Source organism: Cytobacillus sp. Hz8, assembly GCF_042263505.1.
Taxonomy (GTDB): Bacteria; Bacillota; Bacilli; order Bacillales; family Cytobacillaceae; genus Bacillus_BE.
This window is the reverse complement of record NZ_JBHKFI010000007.1, coordinates 65,202-85,660: the sequence shown is the minus strand read 5'-3', so window position 1 is coordinate 85,660 and position 20,459 is coordinate 65,202. Positions and strand designations below refer to the sequence as shown.

Annotated in this window: 26 protein-coding genes and 2 pseudogenes; 20 read left to right on the top strand and 8 right to left on the bottom strand. The window is 37.6% G+C overall.

All coding sequences use genetic code 11. The features are described from left to right. Positions 1-129: 129 nt before the first annotated feature. Positions 130-441, bottom strand: coding sequence for a winged helix-turn-helix transcriptional regulator (locus tag ACE38V_RS10735; RefSeq protein WP_375841253.1), 312 nt, complete (start codon positions 439-441; stop codon positions 130-132). A gap of 233 nt (positions 442-674) precedes the next feature. Between ACE38V_RS10735 and ACE38V_RS10730 the strand changes: the two genes are divergently transcribed. From ACE38V_RS10730 to ACE38V_RS10685, 14 genes and pseudogenes are all read left to right on the top strand, one after another. Further along, a complete protein-coding gene (locus ACE38V_RS10730) occupies positions 675-1,499 on the top strand; it encodes an aldo/keto reductase (RefSeq protein WP_375841252.1) in 825 nt (274 codons plus the stop codon). Between the two features lie 73 nt (positions 1,500-1,572). After that, positions 1,573-1,776, top strand: coding sequence for a transposase (locus ACE38V_RS10725; RefSeq protein WP_375841251.1), 204 nt, complete (start codon positions 1,573-1,575; stop codon positions 1,774-1,776). A gap of 219 nt (positions 1,777-1,995) precedes the next feature. Next, on the top strand, positions 1,996-2,571 hold the full coding sequence (locus ACE38V_RS10720) for a TetR/AcrR family transcriptional regulator (protein ID WP_375841250.1): 576 nt from the start codon (positions 1,996-1,998) through the stop codon (positions 2,569-2,571). A gap of 105 nt (positions 2,572-2,676) precedes the next feature. Next, positions 2,677-3,798, top strand: a complete 1,122-nt coding sequence (locus ACE38V_RS10715; RefSeq protein WP_375841249.1) for an ABC transporter permease — start codon at positions 2,677-2,679, stop codon at positions 3,796-3,798. Further along, entirely contained in the window at positions 3,799-4,515 is a 717-nt protein-coding gene (locus tag ACE38V_RS10710; protein WP_375841248.1) for an ABC transporter ATP-binding protein, read from the top strand. A gap of 575 nt (positions 4,516-5,090) precedes the next feature. Then, positions 5,091-5,381: a magnesium chelatase domain-containing protein gene (locus tag ACE38V_RS23245; RefSeq protein ID WP_483863913.1), complete on the top strand. Its 291-nt coding sequence runs from the start codon at positions 5,091-5,093 to the stop codon at positions 5,379-5,381. Then, the gene (locus ACE38V_RS23240) at positions 5,381-5,620 is read left to right on the top strand and encodes a hypothetical protein (RefSeq protein WP_483863912.1); all 240 of its coding nucleotides are present in this window, start codon (positions 5,381-5,383) and stop codon (positions 5,618-5,620) included. The genes ACE38V_RS23245 and ACE38V_RS23240 overlap by 1 nt, the downstream gene beginning before the upstream one ends. Before the next feature lie 54 nt (positions 5,621-5,674). Beyond that, positions 5,675-5,788, top strand: a complete 114-nt coding sequence (locus tag ACE38V_RS23235) for an ATP-binding protein (protein WP_483863915.1) — start codon at positions 5,675-5,677, stop codon at positions 5,786-5,788. Next, positions 5,772-6,185 (top strand): annotated as a pseudogene (locus ACE38V_RS23230) (ATP-binding protein); the annotation flags it as partial. The gene ACE38V_RS23235 and the pseudogene ACE38V_RS23230, both read left to right, overlap by 17 nt. Then, complete coding sequence (locus tag ACE38V_RS23225) at positions 6,174-6,488, top strand: magnesium chelatase subunit ChlI family protein (RefSeq protein WP_483863914.1); 315 nt, start codon at positions 6,174-6,176, stop codon at positions 6,486-6,488. The pseudogene ACE38V_RS23230 and the gene ACE38V_RS23225, both read left to right, overlap by 12 nt. A gap of 136 nt (positions 6,489-6,624) precedes the next feature. Continuing rightward, positions 6,625-6,930, top strand: coding sequence for a transposase (locus ACE38V_RS10700; RefSeq protein ID WP_375841247.1), 306 nt, complete (start codon positions 6,625-6,627; stop codon positions 6,928-6,930). A gap of 60 nt (positions 6,931-6,990) precedes the next feature. Further along, positions 6,991-7,200: a hypothetical protein gene (locus ACE38V_RS10695; protein WP_375841246.1), complete on the top strand. Its 210-nt coding sequence runs from the start codon at positions 6,991-6,993 to the stop codon at positions 7,198-7,200. 59 nt (positions 7,201-7,259) lie between these two features. Then, positions 7,260-7,544, top strand: coding sequence for an IS3 family transposase (locus ACE38V_RS10690; RefSeq protein ID WP_375841245.1), 285 nt, complete (start codon positions 7,260-7,262; stop codon positions 7,542-7,544). Continuing rightward, positions 7,520-8,026: pseudogene (locus tag ACE38V_RS10685) on the top strand (IS3 family transposase); the annotation flags it as partial. The gene ACE38V_RS10690 and the pseudogene ACE38V_RS10685, both read left to right, overlap by 25 nt. 147 nt (positions 8,027-8,173) lie before the next feature. On the opposite strand, the gene ACE38V_RS10680 reads toward ACE38V_RS10685, so the two are convergent. From ACE38V_RS10680 to ACE38V_RS10670, 3 genes are all read right to left on the bottom strand, one after another. Continuing rightward, positions 8,174-10,303 carry a heavy metal translocating P-type ATPase gene (locus ACE38V_RS10680; protein ID WP_375841244.1) on the bottom strand — a complete coding sequence of 710 codons (2,130 nt, stop codon included), beginning with the start codon at positions 10,301-10,303 and terminating at the stop codon, positions 8,174-8,176. Beyond that, positions 10,296-10,664 (bottom strand): ArsR/SmtB family transcription factor, encoded by a 369-nt coding sequence (locus ACE38V_RS10675; protein WP_375841243.1) that lies wholly within the window; start codon positions 10,662-10,664, stop codon positions 10,296-10,298. Before ACE38V_RS10675 ends, ACE38V_RS10680 begins: the two co-directional genes overlap by 8 nt. 140 nt (positions 10,665-10,804) lie before the next feature. Continuing rightward, on the bottom strand, positions 10,805-11,494 hold the full coding sequence (locus tag ACE38V_RS10670) for a YjjG family noncanonical pyrimidine nucleotidase (protein WP_375841242.1): 690 nt from the start codon (positions 11,492-11,494) through the stop codon (positions 10,805-10,807). Positions 11,495-11,644: 150 nt separating this feature from the next. Here ACE38V_RS10670 and ACE38V_RS10665 point away from each other — a divergent pair, with 150 nt between their 5' ends. The 6 genes from ACE38V_RS10665 to ACE38V_RS10640 all read left to right on the top strand — a co-directional run bounded on the left by ACE38V_RS10665 (position 11,645) and on the right by ACE38V_RS10640 (position 16,372). Next, positions 11,645-12,559, top strand: a complete 915-nt coding sequence (locus ACE38V_RS10665; RefSeq protein WP_375841241.1) for a Gfo/Idh/MocA family protein — start codon at positions 11,645-11,647, stop codon at positions 12,557-12,559. 406 nt (positions 12,560-12,965) lie between these two features. Continuing rightward, a complete protein-coding gene (locus ACE38V_RS10660) occupies positions 12,966-14,015 on the top strand; it encodes an energy-coupling factor ABC transporter permease (protein ID WP_375841240.1) in 1,050 nt (349 codons plus the stop codon). 60 nt (positions 14,016-14,075) lie between these two features. After that, entirely contained in the window at positions 14,076-14,879 is an 804-nt protein-coding gene (gene cbiQ / locus ACE38V_RS10655) for a cobalt ECF transporter T component CbiQ (RefSeq protein ID WP_375841239.1), read from the top strand. A 4-nt stretch (positions 14,880-14,883) separates the two neighbouring features. Beyond that, positions 14,884-15,681, top strand: coding sequence for an energy-coupling factor ABC transporter ATP-binding protein (locus ACE38V_RS10650; RefSeq protein ID WP_375841238.1), 798 nt, complete (start codon positions 14,884-14,886; stop codon positions 15,679-15,681). An 84-nt stretch (positions 15,682-15,765) separates the two neighbouring features. After that, positions 15,766-16,188, top strand: coding sequence for a DUF3842 family protein (locus ACE38V_RS10645; protein WP_375841237.1), 423 nt, complete (start codon positions 15,766-15,768; stop codon positions 16,186-16,188). Beyond that, the gene (locus ACE38V_RS10640) at positions 16,181-16,372 is read left to right on the top strand and encodes a CooT family nickel-binding protein (RefSeq protein WP_375841236.1); all 192 of its coding nucleotides are present in this window, start codon (positions 16,181-16,183) and stop codon (positions 16,370-16,372) included. Before ACE38V_RS10645 ends, ACE38V_RS10640 begins: the two co-directional genes overlap by 8 nt. 198 nt (positions 16,373-16,570) lie before the next feature. Here ACE38V_RS10640 and nrdG read toward each other — a convergent pair whose 3' ends face one another. Genes nrdG through ACE38V_RS10620 form a run of 4 tightly spaced genes read right to left on the bottom strand, consistent with a single transcriptional unit; the run spans position 16,571 to position 20,442 of the window. Then, positions 16,571-17,053, bottom strand: a complete 483-nt coding sequence (gene nrdG / locus ACE38V_RS10635) for an anaerobic ribonucleoside-triphosphate reductase activating protein (protein WP_375841235.1) — start codon at positions 17,051-17,053, stop codon at positions 16,571-16,573. Beyond that, complete coding sequence (locus ACE38V_RS10630) at positions 17,050-18,912, bottom strand: anaerobic ribonucleoside triphosphate reductase (protein ID WP_375841234.1); 1,863 nt, start codon at positions 18,910-18,912, stop codon at positions 17,050-17,052. Before ACE38V_RS10630 ends, nrdG begins: the two co-directional genes overlap by 4 nt. 46 nt (positions 18,913-18,958) lie before the next feature. Further along, positions 18,959-19,399 (bottom strand): flavodoxin domain-containing protein, encoded by a 441-nt coding sequence (locus ACE38V_RS10625; RefSeq protein ID WP_375841233.1) that lies wholly within the window; start codon positions 19,397-19,399, stop codon positions 18,959-18,961. Beyond that, on the bottom strand, positions 19,396-20,442 hold the full coding sequence (locus ACE38V_RS10620) for a ribonucleotide-diphosphate reductase subunit beta (RefSeq protein ID WP_375841232.1): 1,047 nt from the start codon (positions 20,440-20,442) through the stop codon (positions 19,396-19,398). The genes ACE38V_RS10625 and ACE38V_RS10620 overlap by 4 nt, the downstream gene beginning before the upstream one ends. Between the last annotated feature and the right edge of the window lie 17 nt (positions 20,443-20,459).

The window sequence follows — 20,459 nt, the reverse complement described above, 5'->3', positions numbered from 1 at the left end:
ATCCTGTGCGAATAAGGATAAATCTCCGCTCGCCCATAAACATAAAAGTATTCAGGCTACATGTTCAAGAACAACAATCTATACAAAATAGCCTAAATAAAAAATAGAATCATTTTCTTATAAATCCTGTTATTCCCACTCTGCCGCCCATTTTTTCATCTCATATAATACACTATGAAACGATTTTCCCTTTTCCGTCAGAGAATATTCCACGGTCACTGGAACAGTCGGAATAACCGTTCGAATTACGATTTTCTTTTTTTCTAAATGCTTAAGAGTCGTGGTAAGAGCATTAGGACTGATGCCGTTAATCGCCCTCCGTAATTGATTAAACCGTTTCTTTTCTTCATATAGCTCCTTTAATACTAAAAAGGACCATTTACTGCCGATTATATCTAACACTTTTTCAATTGAACATGGTACTTCCTTCAAAGTTATCACTCCTAGTATAAAAACAATAGTAAGTTAAAAATATATAACTATATTAAAAAAATATCACTACTTTCCATTTTGTAGCAAGTTCGAATAAAATAACAATGTAGCGATAGAATAAAATGTCGCGTTTTGGAGTTCTTGATTGTAGAGTTACTGTGGATCAGTATAAACTCTTGAAGCTTAGAATAAAATATTGATTTAGTACAACTTCCATTAAAAAAGAAAAGGAGATCCGTGCAATGAATTATATTACGTTAAATAACGGTTTAAAAATGCCGCAATTAGGCTTTGGGGTTTGGCAGGTCGAAGATAATAAGGCGACCCCCGCTGTTGCAAAGGCACTTGAAGTAGGCTATCGTTCCATTGATACAGCCATGATATACCAAAATGAAAAAGGTGTGGGAAAAGCAATTAAGGAAACTGGGATTCCTCGTGAAGAATTATTTATTACCACTAAGGTCTGGAATAGCGATCAAGGCTTCGAAAACACCATCCGAGCTTACGAGGAAAGCTTAGAAAGATTAGGTCTTGATTATGTTGATTTATATTTAATCCACTGGCCAACACCAAAGTTTGATCAATATGTCGATACATATAAAGCATTAGAAAAACTCTATCATGATGGCCGTGTGAAGGCGATTGGGGTTTGTAACTTTGAAATTGAGCATTTAGAGCGCATTCTCAAGGAATGCGATGTTGTTCCTGTGCTCAATCAAGTAGAATGCCACCCACACAATGCACAAAATGAATTAAAGGAATTTTGTGCAAAACACAATATTTTCGTTGAAGCATGGAGCCCACTTGAGCAAGGCGGAGAAGTGCTTCAGGATGAAGCGGTAAAAAGGATTGCTGCTTCCCATAGCAAATCCCCTGCACAAATCGTATTGCGATGGCATTTACAAAACAACACCATTGTCATTCCAAAATCAGTCACCCCTGCCCGAATCGAAGAAAATTTCCAAGTATTTGATTTTGAGCTTTCCACTGATGAAATAAATGCCATTAATCAATTAAATCTCAATAGACGTAAAGGACCACATCCAAACGATATGAATAATCGCTAATACAAAAAGGAGTACGAAGAGTGTACTGCACCCCAAAAGTTAGAGTAAAATCTAACTTTTGGGGTGCTTTTTAATGGCTAAATATAGTGAACAATTTAAGTTAATGGTAGTTAAGGAGTATCAGAAAGGGGGATTGGGATATGACCTCTTGGCAAAGAAATACGGAATTAAAAGCAGTACCCCTATTCAAGAATGGGTAAAAAATATGAGAAATTTGGTGCGAAAGGATTACAAAGCAAGAAGAATAAAGAAACTTATCCTGTTCAATTCAAACTAGATCTATTAACATTTATGAAAAGAACAGGTTCTTCAGTCTCGAAATTGAGGGGATATTTGGAAGGAAAGTCTTCTTTGTGAAATAACAAACTTACCTAGAAACTCGTTATATAAAAACCGTCAGAGATTGACTATTAACCGCTTATAAGGTTTATTTGAATAATAGAAATGGCTGAATACTAATAAATATGAAGGAATTGAATTGAAAAGAGGTTATAACATGGGGAGAGATCGGAAATTTAATACAGTTGACCTATTTCTTTGCACCAAAAAAATGATTATTCAAACTGGATATGAGGGGTTTACAATTGGCCAACTGGCAAAGCAATTAAATGTTACACGAGCAGCAATTTATAAGTATTATCAAAATAAGGATGAACTGCTATTAGATTTTATGGTAGAGGAAATGAAAAATGCATTAGCAAGTTTTTCTTCTCTTTCGAAGTCCTTGCCATTTTTAGAAAAGATCAACTTACTTTTACAACAGATTTTTACCTATAAAGATTTACATATGATTCTTGGGATTCAAGATGTCATCCCTACTAAAGGGAATCCACAATTAGAAGCTAAGAAAGAAAAGCTTTCTCATATGCACCACGAACTATATAAGCCTCTTATCCATGTAGTGCAGCAAGGAAAGCTAGAGGGATACATCGCAATGGACATGCCGAATGAATTGTTATTAGGGTTTATTTTCCAAAGTATTTCTATTCCCAATCATTCAGGAATGAACGCTGAACAATTACTCATCTTTACGAAGAAGCTGATTCTAAATGGAATTCTGCAAAATAAGTGACACATGTGTAACTTATGTATATAATAGTCTTTGTATAAGATATATAAGTTATCTTTTTGCTTAAAGGTGACACATGTGTAACTAATTTAAAAGGGGGATTTTGATTTGTTTTTAGCTACTAAAGAATTAAAGCATGCTAAATTTCGTTATGTCATGATGAGTATTATTATCATTTTGATTGCATGGCTAGTATTTATTTTATCGGGGCTAGGAAATGGTCTATCAACACTAAGTGCTGCTACGATTAAAAACTTGGCCGCAGATTATGTAGTTTATGAGAAAAATGCTGATGCTACGTTTAGTAAATCAATTATGTCTGGTAATTTAATGGAAGATATCCAAAAAAATAAAGATGTAAAGGATGCAGCTGTTTTTGGATCATCAATGGCAGCTGTTTCTAAAGAAAAAACTGAGGATAACAGTAAGAAAACAGATGTGGCCATAATTGGAATGGACTCAGGGTCATTTATTGAACCAAATGTTATAGAAGGAAAACAACTTTCTACGAACAAGAAGTATGGTGTTCTAGCTAATAGTAATTTAAAAGAGGACGGGTACAAAGTTGGAGATGAAATTCTTGTTTCCAATTCCAAACTGAAATTAAGCATCATTGGTTTTGTCGAAAATGAAACCTTCAACCATTTACCAGCATTATTTGTGAATATGGATACTTGGAGAGAGTATCAGTATGCAGCGCCAGGAGCTGACAATGGCATTAAAAATCCAGTCCAAGCAATTGTTTTAAAAGCTCCTCAATTAGATACAGCCCAGCTGGATAAACAATTCAAAGGAATTGAAACTGTTACAAAATCAAAAGCAGTAAATGGAATGCCCGGATATAAAGAAGAGAACGGAACAATTGTAATGATGCTTTCATTTTTAATTGTCATTTCAGCCTTTATAATCTCCGTTTTTTTCTATGTTATTACGATTCAAAAAACATCGCAATTTGGTGTAATGAAGGCAATTGGTGCCTCAAATCGATTTATTTCTAAAGCTATTGTTGCTCAGGTGTTCGTTTTGTCGGCTTTTGGAATTTTAGTAGGTATAGGTTTAACCTATTTAACAGCTCTTTCCTTCCCTAAAGACATGCCTTTTAATTTAGATGGTAAGCTAGTAGCCCTGTATGCAATTACTTTATTAGTGATCAGTCTATTAAGTTCTCTTGTTTCCGTCCGACAAATTACAAAGATTGATCCATTAACTGCTTTAGGGAGAGTGGAATAGATGAGTGGTATTCAGTTACAACAAGTTACAAAACAATATAAAGAGGGAACATCTACCTTAACAGCTTTAAAAGAGACCTCATTAACAGTAAATTCTGGTGAGTTAGTGGCAATTGTAGGTCCATCTGGATCGGGAAAAAGTACTTTACTATCTATTATCGGTGCATTAATAAGATCAACATCCGGGAAGGTAATTGTAAACGGAAAAGATGTGGGACTGTTAAATGAGAAGCAACTAGCTGACTTTCGTTTAAAAGAAATAGGTTTTATTTTACAAACATCTAACTTAATTCCTTACTTATCTGTAATGGATCAGTTGATTTTAATAAAAAGAATGGCGGGTAAAGTAAATAAGGAAGATCGTCAATTTGCAGAAAGTTTACTGAAAGAACTTGGGTTAGAAGATAAGATGCATAAAATGCCTAGTGAATTATCTGGCGGTGAGCGACAACGTGTAGCAATTGCCCGAGCCTTTTTCAATCAGCCAAGCGTTATTCTTGCTGATGAACCAACAGCAAGTTTAGATTCAAAACGTGCTCATGAGGTTGTGAAACTAATTGCTGATGAAGTGAAAAAACGAAATAAAGCAGCAATAATGGTTACGCACGATGAACGGATGTTGGCTTATTGCGACCAGGTTTATCACATGGAAGATGGGAATTTGACGTTTCTTGGGACAAAGGACCAGTTCACAGGTTCCATGTCCCCGCTTAAATAACAACGCTTGAAAATAGTTCTGTTGAGAGAATCTCAGCAGGACTTTTTTTATTTATAGGATGGAACGAGGGTATGCCCCTGTGTTCCTTAATACTAATTAGGGATTACAATGATAAAAAAGCAATATTTAACAGTTATCTACTTATTTCTTGTTTTTTTATTTCAGGGGATTCTATTTATTTTTAACATTAGAAGCAATATATTTACTGAAACCATTATTATGTTCTTATATATTGGCGCAGCAATAAGTACCAAATATTGGGGTGATGAATAGTTAGTGGATCCTGTGTCCCTTCTATCCAATTAGAAGCGAAATCCATTTCACAAATCCAATGGGCTACCGGAAATTTAAAAATGATCGATAAGATTGTTAGGTTGGGGCGAGGGACCTGTCCCTGTGTACCAGGTCAAGTAACAAATGATTAGGTAAAATATGCGGGAAATTCCCCCACCTTGTAGAATAAGTAAGTAACCTCAATTACCACCTCTCTTTTCTCCAAATAAACTTTTATTACTCCCCTATCATTTTATACTCTATTCGAAACAGAAGAAATTAATAAAAAGGAAGTATATTATTTGACTGTTAAGGTATTAAGCATTGGCCTAAAAGGGTTAGAGGGCTACCGTGTACAAGTAGAAGTTCAGGCTTCCTTTGGAATGAATTCCATGGTTATTGTGGGGCTCCCTGATACTTCGGTGAAAGAATCAAAGGAGCGAATTCAGTCCAAGATCAGGACTCTAGGAGGTATGATTGAAGATAAAAAAATTGTTGTCAATTTATCTCCATCGGAGCAGAAGAAAAACGGTCCGTTATTTGATTTGGCTATAGCCATTGGGATGGGTCAATCGAAACTGTTGAGGGGCTGATGCCTGCAGTTGTTGCCGCAAGAAATTTGGGGATAAAAAAGGCGTTTATTCCGTATGATCCATTTATTCCTTTGGATATGCTGGAAGGTTTAGAATGTATGGTGGTTCAGCATATTCAAGACGTTTTAAACCATTTAAGAGGACAATCGACACTTCCGATTCCTTTTTCCTCACAAACAGAGAAAAAGCCTGACCTCATTGCAGGATATCAGCGCGACTTCTCCTATATCATTGGCTAGCAGTTTGCTAAAGAAGCATTAGAAGTGGCAGCGGCTGGCCGGCATAATGTTTTAATGAGTGGACCACCAGGCTGTGGAAAGAGCTTACTTGCGGAAACTTTTCCACCCATTCTTCCCCCTCTTACAAAATCTGCTCAATTAGAAGTTATCATTGTATCAACTAGCTAAGGAAAAGCTCATCTCTGCGCAAATGGCTCCCTATCGAAATCCCCGTCATTCGGCTTCCTCTGTTGCGATAATTGGTGGTGGTACTCACCCAAAGCCAGGGGAAATCTCATTGGCGCATTATGGGGTATTATTTCTTGATGAAATTGCTGAATTTACTAAAAAAACCTTAGATATGTTAAGACAACCACTTTAAACCGAAAAAGTTACCATCAGCCGTGCCCATTCAACTGTCACTTATCCCGCATCCTTTATCCTAATCGGAGCCATGAATCCTTGCCCATGTGGCTATCTCGGCTCCAATTCACACTATTGCACCTGTACACCGAAACAAATTCAAGCCTATCGCAACCGAATATCTGGCCCTGTCCACGATCGAATAGATATTTTGCTTTCCCTTCAACCTGTTGATATTTCGCGAATACAAGTAGAATCAGAGCGTTCAGTTGATATTCGCAGGCGAGTTGAAAAAGCCCAGGAAATACAATTTTTACGATATCAAAAACAAGTCTACAATTCGAATATTCCCTTTGAAATCCTAACCTCCCGCTCCCCATTATCCTCTAGTCAACTGAGAATGATCGCCCAAATTTCTAGCAAACAGCATTGGAGTAATCGTGTTCAGATTAAGATAATCCGGCTAGCACGTACCATTTCTGATTTAGCAGCTGAGGAAAAAATCACCGATGAATCTATCTGGTAGGCCATACAACTAAGGCGGTCTATGGGTAAAAAGGAGCACATAGCAAGAAATTGCTAGGATTTCACAACAATAGAGGTGTCCATAATGCCTAGAGTTGCAAGGCATCAAAAGCAAAAGTGGGATTTATCATGTTATCATGAGGGGGATTAATAAGCAGATTATCTTTGAAGACGATGAAGATAAGGCGAGATTTTTAGAAACACTAAATAAATATACAACCATATGTAAAAATGAACTTTACTGTTATTGCTTGATGGATAATCATATTCATTTATTACTGAAAGAATCAGGTGATTCCGTTTCAAAATTGATGAAAAGGATTTGCTCAAGCTATGTCTATTGGTACAATATGAAATATGAACGCTGTGGCCATTTATTTCAAGAAATAATGGATACAGCTCTGCAATTTGGACTTACAACTCCTTCTATGATTGTTTCATGAAAAAAGACTTTGTTAGAGGATGGTGCTGAAGCTCTGGATAGACCGAAAGGAAGGCTACCCATGTCTGATAAAGCTAAGAACAGTAAAGGTAAAAAAACTGTAGTAGAAAGCGAAATGACCTACGAACAAAAATTGGAAAGAGAAAACGAGCTTCTTCGTTTAGAGGTAGAATACTTAAAAAAGTTACGAGCTTTTCAGATGGATCCGGAAGGCTATCTCGAAAAGCACAAGCAGCGTTATCATTCGAACTCAAAGAAAAGTTCAAACTAAAAGATGTTCTACAAAGAGTTAGTATTCCTGAGTCCACCTACCATTATCATATAAAAGGGATGAAGAAGGAGAATCCGGATCAGGAACTGGAAGAATGTATTCAATCCAAGTTTGAGGAACATGATGGCAATTATGGGTATCGTCGTATCCGTTTAGTCTTAAAACAAAGTGGTTGGATAGTGAATCATAAGAAGGTCCAACGCATCATGAATAAACTTGGACTCAAATGCGAGAAATTCAGTAGAAAGTCACGAAAGTACAGTTCTTACAAAAGAACTATTGGAGCTATTGCCAAGAACCGTATCAACCGTCGTTTTCACACAAGCGTGTGTATCAAAAATTAACAACAGATATCACTGAATTCAAGTGTTCAAACGGAGTAAAGCTGTACCTAAATCCAATTATGGATATGTTCAACGGTGAAGTCCTTTCGTATGGGATAAGTATGCGCCCAACCTTAGAATTGGCCCTCAAACCTCTCGAGGAAGCTTTAGAAATTGTAAAAGACTCAAAGTACAGAACCACTGTTCATTCTGATCAAGGCTGGCATTATCAACATAATAAATGGGTAAAAACACTAAAGAAACACAAGGTGTTTCAGAGTATGTCACGAAAAGGAAACTGTTTAGACAATTCGCCTATGGAGAACTTTTTCGGATTACTAAAACAAGAAATGTATTACGGAGAAGCACTGTGCTCATTTGAGGAGTTAAAAAAGCGAATTGAAGAATATATCGATTATTATAATAACAAGCGTATAAAGCAAAAATTGGTAGGCATGAGTCCGGTTCAATACCGCATCCATACCAGCCAATTAGCTGCTTAAAATAAAACTCTAACTTTTGGGGGTCACCTCAGAGCTAAACTTTTCGTACTCCTCTTTATTTAATAAACCCTTTTTCTGCGTTCATTTAGGGCGTTTTTCTTATTAGCTTATTCACGACGATAAAGGCTTTCTTGCAATAAAGAATCTTCATGAATTTTTCAGCAGCCTCATACTATTTAAAGTCACCATCAATGTCGCCCCCATATCGGCAAAAATAGCAATCCACAGTGTCAGCCACCCAGGAATGACTAATAATAAAGCGATGAGTTTAAGCGCTAACGCAAAGGTAATATTCTGCTTAATGATGGATAAGGTTCTCCGCCCTAACTGTATCGTATACGGCAATTTACTTAAGTCATCAGACATTAAGGCAATATCAGCCGTCTCAAGCGCCGTATCCGTTCCGGCACCACCCATTGCGAATCCTACGGATGCGGCAGCTAATGCAGGGGCATCATTGACGCCGTCTCCAACCATCGCTACCTTTTGCTCATGTTGACGAAGCTTCTTGATATAAGCAAGCTTATCCTCAGGAAGCAGCTCTGCTTTCGTGACCGACACCCCCACAACGTTACCAATCACTTCAGCTGAATGCTGATTATCTCCTGTCAGCATGACCGTTTCCTCAATGCCCATTTGGTGAAGCTCCTTTATAATTCCACTAGAGGTTGCTCTCACCTCATCTGCTACAGCAAATATGGCAAGGACATCCGCACTCGTCCCAAATATCATGACCGTTTTTCCCTCTTTTTGGAGCTTCGTGATGGCTTCTTCTATGTCATTTTTCATGAACTGATGCATTTCTGAAAAAAGACTTGGGCTTCCAATGAAATACCACTGATCCTCCACTTTCGCCTTTAATCCTTTACCTGTCAATGATTGAAAATCCTTAAGCCGTACGCTTTGAAAATCTGTGCCGACCTCTTCTGCCTTTTTTACAATTGCCGCTGCCAATGGGTGATGAGAGCTCTTTTCTATTGCTGCTGCAAGCTTTAATGCCTCATTATCATTCACATGATACGCGATCACATCTGTAACAGTTGGAATTCCTTTTGTTAAAGTTCCTGTCTTATCAAATGCAATAACCTTTAATGCTCCCGCTTCTTCTAAAAAAGCACCGCCTTTTATTAACACTCCATTTCGGGCGGCATTGCCAATCGCTGTCACTACCGCAACAGGAGTCGATACCACCAGAGCACATGGACACCCCACTACCAGCACCGCTAGCCCTTCATAAATCCATTTACTCCAATCTCCAACCAATAAAGGTGGAATAATAGCAATAATCAAGGCCAAGAGGATAATTGCTGGTGTATAATATTTGGCAAATCGATCCACAAACACTTGCGAAGGTGCTTTCTCCGCTTGAGCCTCCTCCACTAAATGAATAATTTTTGCTAATGTGGTATCCTCCACTGTTTTTGTCACTTTTACTTCTAATAGTCCTTCCTCATTGAGCGTTCCAGCAAATACCTCGTCATCAATCGTCTTTGCCACTGGTACACTTTCACCGGTAATCGCTGCCTGATTGATTGTTGAGACGCCTTTTATGACGATTCCATCCATGGCCACCTTCTGTCCCGGTTTCACAATCATAATATCGCCCACTTGAATGTTCTCAACCAAAACCAACATTTCCTCGTCACCACGACGAATCAATGCTTCCTTCGGAGAAATATCCATTAGTACCTCAATTGAATGACGAGCCTTATCCAATGAGAATCGCTCTAAGACCTCGCTGATAGCGAAAAGAATCACAACAGTTGCCCCTTCGCCCCATTCGCCAATTAGAGCGGCTCCAATAATAGCAATTGTCATAAGGGTATTCATATCAAATTTCCATTTACTTATATTTTTCAGACCTGTTATGAATAGTGAATATCCACCAATGATGATAGAAACAGCATACCCAATGGTTGAAGCTATATAATCCTCTCCATGCTGCTGACCAAGAAACCAGCTAATCACAAGCAAGATGACAGAAATATATACTTTGATGTTTTCCTGCTGCTTCCAAAAGGGTTCCTTTTCGATTTTTTTTATTTTTTCATCGCGAATTTTTATATTTTCAAAAGCTCCAGCCCTTTCAAGCTCTTCAATCGTAGTTTGCCCTTCAACGGTAATTTTGGCCGCTCCAAGATTTACTTTAGCGTCTAAAACTCCGCTTAATTCTTTTACATTTTTCTCAAAGGTCGCAGCACAATGTGCACAGGTCAACCCTTGAATTCGATAAGTTTTTATCGGTGTTTCTAAAGTGGATCCCGCTTGATTAGACATGAACTTTTCCCTCCTTCACATGGGCTAACGCTATAAAGATGAGCTGCCTAATATGTTCATCATCTAAAGAATAAAACGCCATCTTTCCCTCCTTCCTAAATTTGACAATCCCTAGCTTATGAAGAGCTCTCAAATGATGAGAGGCTGTTGCTACAGAGGACTCAATGATATTAGCCAAATCACAAACACATAGCTCCTCATCCTGACATAAGGAATAGGCAATTTTTGCTCTATTCTCATCGGCCAAAGCTTTAAAAACTCGTGAAGTGCTCAGCAAGTCTTCCTGCTGTAAAAGTCCCTGTATTCGTTTGACTTTCTTTTCATCAAAGCAATAAATTTCACAAGTATCTTCCCTGCTCATCTAATCTCTCCCTTATCAATCAAACGTTTGTTTGAATATAGTATAATATGTATCGTTTCATCATTCAAACATCCATTTGAATATTTCAAGAAAAAGAAGGGAGATGTATTTTTGATACATCTCCCCCAACTGAATCTACTTTATCCATTTAAAATTCGATTTAGCTCTTCTAGTTTATGAATTTGATAGGTTGGAACAATCGTTGTGTGATTTGGCTTCCTGTCGGGATTGAACCAGCAAGTATCCAGGCCTGCTAACTCTCCCCCTTTTATATCTGCAGTTAAAGAGTCTCCAATCATTAAGCCCTGTTCAGCAGCAAAATTTGGAATACGTGCAAAAACATAATCAAAAAATTCCTTCATTGGTTTCTGGTATCCGGCATCCTCAGAAACAAAAATATTTTTAAATATCGGATGCAATCCGGATGCGCGCAACCGTTTATCCTGTGTCCTTGATACTCCATTCGTTACTATATATAAATCATATTGATTTTTCAGATCTGAAACGAGTTCAAGTGCCCCTGAAATAAGTTGCTTTCCCTCTTCTAAAAAGCAGCGATAGGTTTGTTCCAAACTCTTCCCATCAACCTCTTTATCATACTCTTTAAATAATAAAGAAAACCGACTATTCACAACCTCATCTCGAGAAATCTTTCCTTCTTCAAAAGACTTCCAAAGGCCCTGATTAATTTGTTTATAACGTGCTTCCATTTCCTTATTAAAAGGGATATGAAGCTCTTCAAAAAGCATACTCAAAGCTAAGTTTTCCGCTGCGCCAAAATCTAATAATGTATCATCTACGTCAAAAAATAGGGTGCGATATTTTCTCAATGAACTCTCTCCAATTTTTACTTTTGTTATTAATAATATATACTTCATTCCTATTCAATGAAAGGATGTTATTCTATAATAAACGAGAATCCATTCATCAAATTTATAAATTAAATAAAGGATTTTCATCATATTATTGAGGTGATTCAAATGAAAGTTGGCATCATTGGATTAGGGGATATTGCCAAAAAAGCTTACTTACCGGTCCTAACGGAAAAAGAAGGAATAGAGCTTGTCCTATGCACAAGAAACGCAGATACTTTGAATCAATTAGCCAATAAATATCGAATTCAAGAAAAAGTGCAGACCGTCGATGAATTCATTGCCACAGGAATTGATGTAGCATTTGTCAGCTCAGCGACAAATGCCCATTTTGAGATGGCTGAAAAACTTCTTAAAAACGGGATACATACCTATATAGATAAGCCGATCTCTCTAAATTTTGAGGAAACCAAAAGGATTGTAGAATTAGCGAAAGGGAGCGGAAAAATCGCGATGGTCGGCTTTAATAGAAGATTTATTCCGAGAGTAAAGGAACTAACGGAGCAAGGCAAAGCCGACCTCATCATTATGCAAAAAAACCGTTATGCCTTACCGGATTATACACGTCGATATGTGGTTGAGGACTTTATTCATGTCGTTGATACTCTAAGATTCTTAATGCAAACAGAAGTGAAGGATGTAAAAATTGAGTATTTAAAGAATGAGGAGATGTTAAGCCAATTGGTTATTCAGCTTATCGGTGATGGCTGCATTGCTATTGGTATAATGAATCGAAACAATGGTGTGACTGAAGAAATCATTGAATATATGGCAGGTCCCCATAAATACGTCGTCAACAGCCTCGTAGAAACCACCCACTTTCATAACAAAGATACCAATACAATTAAATTTGGTGACTGGGAACCAACATTGTATAAACGAGGCTTCTATCAAATCGTCGATCATTTTATTGATTGTGTGCAAAATAATAAAACGCCAAATCCATCGATTGAGGATTCCTTGATTACACATGACATTTGCGAAAAAATTGTAAAATATATTGATGCTAAAGTGGCTCAATAACAGCAAACTTTGACTCAGTCAAATGCCAAAGCATTTGAGCTGCACCTCAATGTTAGATATAGCTAACCATTGGGGTACAGCTCAGTTATTTCCAAGCATTTTACTTTCGTCACTTATACTGCCACCCTGAAACCACTTTCTTCACCAAATTGTCAAATTCTCCTACTTAGCGATTAAACGCAGCTATAGTAAGAAAAATCTAGATTTATAAGTTTATATCAATCGAAAACACATTATGAGAGCGTTGACAATCTTTTTTCTACTATGATATAAATAGTCTTGAAATGGGAGTCAAGAAGATTCCTGCTCGAGCTATTAGAAATAATGAATCTACCAAACAAACCCATGAAGGGCTAAGTATACACACTTACCTTTTATGGGTTTTTATTTTTTAGGAGATGGTTTTATGCATATGGCGGATGCACTACTTTCACCAGCAGTAGGTGGTACGATGCTCGCCGCCTCTATTGGTGCAGCATCGTATTCTGTCAAAAAGATTCAAAATGACTTAGATGAGAAAAAGATTCCCTTAATGGGAGTGATGGGAGCGTTTGTTTTCGCTGCACAGATGATTAATTTTTCAATTCCAGGCACTGGTTCAAGTGGTCATATTGGAGGAGGTTTGCTGCTTTCCATTTTACTTGGGCCCTATGCCGGATTCCTAACCATGGCAGCTATTTTACTCATTCAAGCGTTATTTTTTGGAGATGGCGGATTGCTTGCCTATGGCGCGAATTTATTTAACATGGGATTTTATTCATGCTTTATTGCCTATCCTTTCATTTATAAATGGTTTACGAGAAAAGGGATTACTTCAAAAAACATTTTATGGGGCAGCATGATTTCTGCTATTATGGGCTTACAGTTGGGTGCATTTAGCGTTGTACTTGAAACCCTATTTTCGGGAAAAACCGAGCTTCCTTTTGGAACCTTTGTCTTGTTGATGCAACCAATCCATCTTGCAATTGGAGCAGTGGAAGGTCTTGTCACAACAGCCGTCGTGACTTTTGTATGGAAAGCTAGACCTGAAATTATCACGACTGCAGCTAACGGACAATCATTAGGAAATATCTCAATGAAGAAAGTACTCTCAGGTCTGATACTTGCAATCATCATTGTGGGCGGAGGACTTTCCTTATTTGCTTCTCAAAATCCTGACGGTCTCGAATGGTCCATGAAAAAAACCGCAGGAACAACAGAACTTGAAGCCTCTGATGGAATCCATAAATCTTTTTCCAAGATACAAAGCAAAACAGCCCTTCTGCCTGACTATGGCTTCAAAGCAATAGACAATAAAGAAGATAAATCTAGCAGTAAAATGGAAGATACAGTGACTTCTAAAAATGCCGGGACAAGCATCTCGGGAATTGTGGGAGGATCTTTAACACTTGCCCTCGCTGTACTTACAGGGGTCATCATTAGCTTCATAAAAAGAAAGAAAAAAATCAGTTCGTAAAATAAGCCTTTCAGTCAAAAGGGATTCTCGCAAAAATTTTGAATGAGGATTTGAATTTTCATGGCAAACATAAATAACACACTATATCATATGGGACTGTTAGACGATTTAGCAAAGAAGCAAACCAGCATACATAGGATTCATCCCCTCATAAAGCTGCTTACTACAGGCGTGTATTTATTTATGATTGTATCCTTTGATAGGTATGAAATAGGAAGGCTCATCCCATTCTTCTTTTACCCTATCCTGCTCATTGTTTTTGCAGAAATTCCAATCGTTCCTATTCTGAAAAGAGTTTTACTTGTTGAGCCCTTAATCATTGGAATAGGCATCCTAAATCCTTTATTTGATCATCATACAATCACCCTTGGTGACTTGGAGATTTCTAGAGGCTGGATTACCTTCTTAGCGATTTTTATTAAATGTGGTTTAACCATAGTCGTTAGTCTTTTACTTGTCGCAACAACCGGAATGGATAAACTGGCTGCTTCATTAAGAATGATCAAAGTTCCTAAAATTTTTGTTTTACAGCTATTACTAACCTATCGTTATGTTACCGTTCTAATTGAAGAGGTTTCAAGAATGACTAGAGCCTATTCATTAAGATCTCCTGGAACAAGAGGAATACACTATACAGCCTGGGGATCCTTTGCCGGACAATTATTACTAAGAACCTTTGATAGAGCCCAACATGTCTACCAAGCAATGATCTTAAGAGGTTTTGCCGGTGAATACCATACTGGCAGTATTCCTAAGATTAATAGAAAAGATATCACTTATTTATCCGTTTGGGTGCTGTTTTTTATCATTTCAAGAATGATTAATTTACCAATGTGGATAGGTTCAGTGTTAACAGGAGGATAAAAATATGAGTCACCGTGAGATAGAGATACAAGATTTACATTTTTCTTATCCGGATGGACATGTTGCGATTCAGCATATCTCTTTTTCCATCCAGCATGGTGAATCCGTGGGAATTATCGGAGCAAACGGGGCAGGAAAATCTACCCTTCTGACGCTGCTAATGGGGATTAACCTTCCTAAAAGTGGACAAATTTTCGTCGATGATATCCAGCTTACAAAAAAAACGATTCCGGCAATTCGAAAAAAATTAGGAATGGTCTTTCAGAATCCAGATGATCAACTATTTATGACGAGTGTCTATGATGATGTTGCCTTTGGACCACGGAATGAAAAACTTGAGGAGCAAGAAGTTGATCGAAGGGTTAATCAAGCATTAGAAATTGTGGGAATTTCACATTTAAAAGACAGATCCCCCTTTAAATTATCAGGAGGAGAAAAGCGATCTGCTGCGATTGCTTCGGTCCTATCCATGAACCCAGATGTCCTAATAATGGATGAACCAACCTCAGCTCTTGATCCAAAATCAAGAAGAAGATTAATCGTTTTATTAAATAACATGAATCATACTAAATTGATAACTAGCCATGATCTGGACCTGGTGCTTGAAACCTGTGAGCGAACTTTAGTCATAAAAGAGGGAAAAATTGCAGCAGATGGTCCTACTTTTGAAATTTTATCGAACGAAGAATTACTTGATAGCTGTGGTTTAGAAATACCTCTATCCCTGCAAAATTGTCCTATCTGCGGTTCATCAAAAATGGACTTAAAAAAGCAATTAAATTTTTTGACTTCGAATGATTAATTAGGAAGTTGTTTTAGGGATGCCCACTTTTCGACTTTCTTTTTTGTTATAATTTATTTAACAGCTCGGCAGGTGGAGGTATATATGCGAATCGCAGTTATTGATGGACAAGGTGGAGGAATCGGAAAAGCCATTGTCTCCAAATTCAGGCATTCTTTTGAGGAACAAATAGAAATTATCGCACTTGGAACAAATTCTTTAGCCACCTCAGTTATGCTAAAAGCAGGGGCAAATGAAGGAGCAACCGGAGAAAATGCTATCGCCTATACAGCACCTAAGGTAAACATCATTTTGGGACCAATTGGAATAATATGCGCTCATTCGTTTCTGGGTGAACTGACACCAACTATGGCCAGTGCAATAGCGGAGAGCCCTGCAAAAAAAATTCTCATTCCACTAAACAGATGTAACATTACCGTTACGGGAATTGAAGTCAAACCACTGCCACATTATATTGATGATGCTATCGAATTAGTAAAAACTCTTAGAGGTGATCAAAGTGTGTGAAGCTAATGTCTATTTTATTAATAAGGAAGGACAGGAATCACTTTTATTAGAACAAGTAGACAAAATTGTTCCTACCGAAAATGGACTTTACTTAGAAAATATTTTTAGTCAAAGAAAAACTGTAAAAGCAAAGATAAAGGAAATGGCATTGGTTGAACATCGAATCCTTCTCGAGGATTTATAATTGATAATCCGCTTCCTCATTTAAAAAGGTGTCAGTCCCTTAACAACATGGTGGATTCGTGATTGTTATGGACTTGACACCTTTATTTGGTTAACAAAAGCCATTGGAAAAATCAGCTTCTATTCTCGAAATTATTCTATTTTTCTCCTCTTCCATCCTTGAAACTTTATTAAAATGGAACTTTCTTATCTTTAACCATTATGTTACCGCTAAAATGATTTCTCCTTGTGCAAGGCTTTTTCCCACATTAATTATGCGCTGATTAGAACTGCCCTTATATTTCAACGATAAATCTCGATTGGCAATTTCAAATTTCCCATCTACTAAGACATCCACATATTCCAGCAGAAGAGCATGGTCAGAATTTTGCAGGAGTTCTTCAAATAAATAACCTGTGTAACACCAAATATTTTTTCCGTTTTGCTTGATCTTTTGCGCTAAAGGGATAATTTCTTTTGACTGAAGAAATGGCTCTCCCCCACTGAAAGTAACATGGGAAAGTTCATTTTCCATAACCTCTTGTAAGACCTCTTCTTCCGTCCACTCCACTCCCCCGTCGGCATTCCAAGATTGAGGGTTATGACAACTAGGGCAACGGTGAGGACATCCCGCAAAAAATAGGACGGTCCTCAACCCATTCCCATCTACGATAGAATCATGAAGGATGGTCAAAATTCTCATTTTTTATTTACCCCAATGGATACTTGATGCTTAATTCGATCTTGCTCTTCACTTCGTTTCCCTGAATTCCATCTATTTAAAGAGCCGACTAAGTATCCCGTAATTCTGCGGATCCGTTCAATACTTTGGTCATCCTCATTTCCACACTCTGGACACTCATTATTGATAACCCCTTGATAGCCGCATTCCATACACCTGTCCACTGGATGATTGATGCTGCCATATCCCACACCATATTGTTTCATAGCCCGCACTAGTGTATCTAAAGCATCAATATTTCGGCTTGCGTCTCCATCAACTTCAATATAAGTAATATGCCCCGCATTGGTTAAATCATGGAATGGAGCTTCTATTTTGATTTTTTCGATAGCCGTAACCGGATAATATACGGGTACATGGAAACTATTCGTAAAATACTCGCGATCCGTTACACCTTTTATGATACCGTGTTTTTTCCTCGTTAATCTAAGGGCCTTCCCTGCTAATGATTCTGCCGGCGTGGCCAACAAAGAATAATTTAAACCATAATCAGATTCTGCTTTATTCATTTTTTCTCGCATATATGTGATCATTTTATATCCGAGTTTTAGCGACTCTTTACTTTCCCCATGATGGTGCCCTGTTAGCTGTGTGAGTGCTTCAGCTAATCCAATAAATCCTACAGACAGAGTCCCTTGCTTTAGAATATCCAATAATTTTGCATGCGGGTCTAACTCCTCCCCATTCCACCATACTCCCTGCCCATATAGAAATTTAAAATGAGCCGCCGTTTTCTGAGATTGATAAATAAACCGTTCATGTAATTGTTTAATCGATAAATCAGTATAAAAATCTAATTTTTTCCAAAATTGGTCTATTGACTTTGACTCGATTGCAAGAAGAGGCAGGTTAATCGTTGTAAAAGAAAGATTTCCCCTTCCTACAGAAGTCTCCTTGCCATGAATATTTCCCATCACTCTCGTTCGGCATCCCATCGTTGCTATTTCGCTTTCAGGCGTACCATCATAATATTGGAGATTAAAAGGGGCATCAATAAACACATAGTTTGGGAATAACCTCTTCGATGTCGTTTCTAATGAAAGGCGATATAAATCATAATTGGGATCCTTTTCATTAAAATTGATTCCTTCTTTTATCTTAAATACAATAATGGGGAAAATAGGGGTCTCTCCGTGACCGAGACCGTTTAATGTTGCAAGAAGCAGATTTCTCGTAACCATTCTTCCTTCTTTTGAAGTGTCTGTTCCAAGATTAATAGAAACAAAGGGAGTCTGTCCCCCACCCCTTGAATGCATCGAGTTGCAATTATGAACAAACGCTTCACAAGCTTGAAACGTCTCTCTTTCTGTTATTTCCCATGCCTTTCTCTCCATATAATCATCTGAAGCACCTAATCCTATTTCTTGAATTAATTTCAGTTTGCCTTCATATGTTTTGCGAATATATGGGGCCAAATCATAATCAAAGCAAGGAATCGATTGACCGCCATGCTGCATATTTTGATTTGCTTGTAAAATAATACTAGTTAGAGCCATCGCGCTGACTATGGATTTAGGCTCTCTCATATGACCATGCCCGGTATCAAAACCATTCATTAACAGCTTGCCAAGGGGTATTTGACAACAGGTTGTCGTTCCACTGGCATAAAAATCAAAATCATGGATGTGAATATAGCCCTCTAAAAAGGCATGTTTTACATCCTCTGATAACAATTCAAGCGCATATGCCCTAGCTGAAGCGGATGCAAATAAACTCATCATTCCCATAGGTGATAAGCCATCCACGTTTGCATTTTCCTGTATCAAATCTTGATTACTTGAGTCTACTATTGCTTTAAACTGATCCATTAACTGGTTCATATCCTTCACTGCCATTCTATTAAAAATTAATTTTATATGAAATTCCTTAATCAGTTACACGCTTCCTAAATAGCTCAACAAACTGATTACAGCGTTCGAAATCATTTCCTTGTGGAGAGAGCTCTACTTTTAGCGTAGCAACTAAATCAGTCCTAACATAAAGCATATCTCTAAATTCATCCACTGCTCCACAAAACCTGGGATAAAAGGAATCCCCGGTTCCCACAACTCCTGTAATCAGATGTTTTACCCTTTGCTTTTCAAATGCCTCATAAAGCGGGAGCATTTCTGGAGGAATCTCCCCGTCTCCCCAAGAATAAGTGCCAATAACAATCGCATCATATTCTGTTAATTGATCAAGCGAAAATTGACCCATTTGCTTTAGTACGACACTATCAAATTGAAGCTTTAAACGTTCATAGACATATTGCGCAAGTTCTGCTGTATTTCCGGTTCTAGTCGAGTAGACAACAGCGGCCTTTATCACAGTTCATCAAATCCATTCGATTGTGCCACCTTAGTATACGTACGTGACTTTTGTTCAAAGAAATCAGATTTGGTTTCATTCACCATTTCATCACTAAATACATGGATCCAAGGCATTGGATTATCCCGATCCGAATAAAGATTCTTCAGCCCTAGTTGACGGAACCTCTTATTTGCAAGATATTCAAGATACCCTTCAAACTCCTGAATATGAATTCCTTCCATATCCTCTAAAATCTCGTGAGACCATTCCTTTTCCAGCTCTACTGCTTGGTTTATCGTATGATAAATATAATCAACATTCTCCTTAGAATTCATCTCGGGATTTTCTGTTAAGAGGATGCGAATAAATTGCGAAATAAAATAGGCGTGTTGCATCTCATCACGTTGTATGTAGCTAATCATTGTGCTTGTTTTTAGCATTTTTTGTCTTCGAGCCAAATTATAAAAAAAGGCAAACCCGGCATAAAAATAGATGCCTTCAAGATTAATCGAATTAACTGCAAGCTTAAACAAATTATTCGGGGTTGAATCGTCCAGGAAGCCTTCATATGCATTTAAAATAAGTGCATTTCGCTTCTGAACAATCGGATCATTTTTAGCTTGATTAAAGCGTGCATTTTGTTCATGCAATGGAACAAGTGAACTTAAAATATAGGAATAGGATTCATTATGAACGGCCTCCTGCTGTGAAATTACTGCAAAGATTGCTTTAAAACTTGAATCCGTTACATAGTTCATGACTTGACTCATTGTAGGAGTTTGCAAACTATCTAGAGATGCTAGCTGGGTATTCACCCGCAAAAACACATCCTGTTCCTTATCACTAAGAGAATCCCATTGTTTAATATCATCCTGCATATTAATCTCCTGCGGCTTCCAAAAATTCGATAACAATGTTTGATAAAGATCATACATATACGGATAAGCAATATCATTCCAATTAAGAATCCCTGAGCATTTTCCATTCACAATTCCTGTAGATTTGTTTGGAAAATCCGGATTTAGAAGTCTGACTTTTGTTAAAGGATGATTCTGATTCATCATATATTCCTCCATAA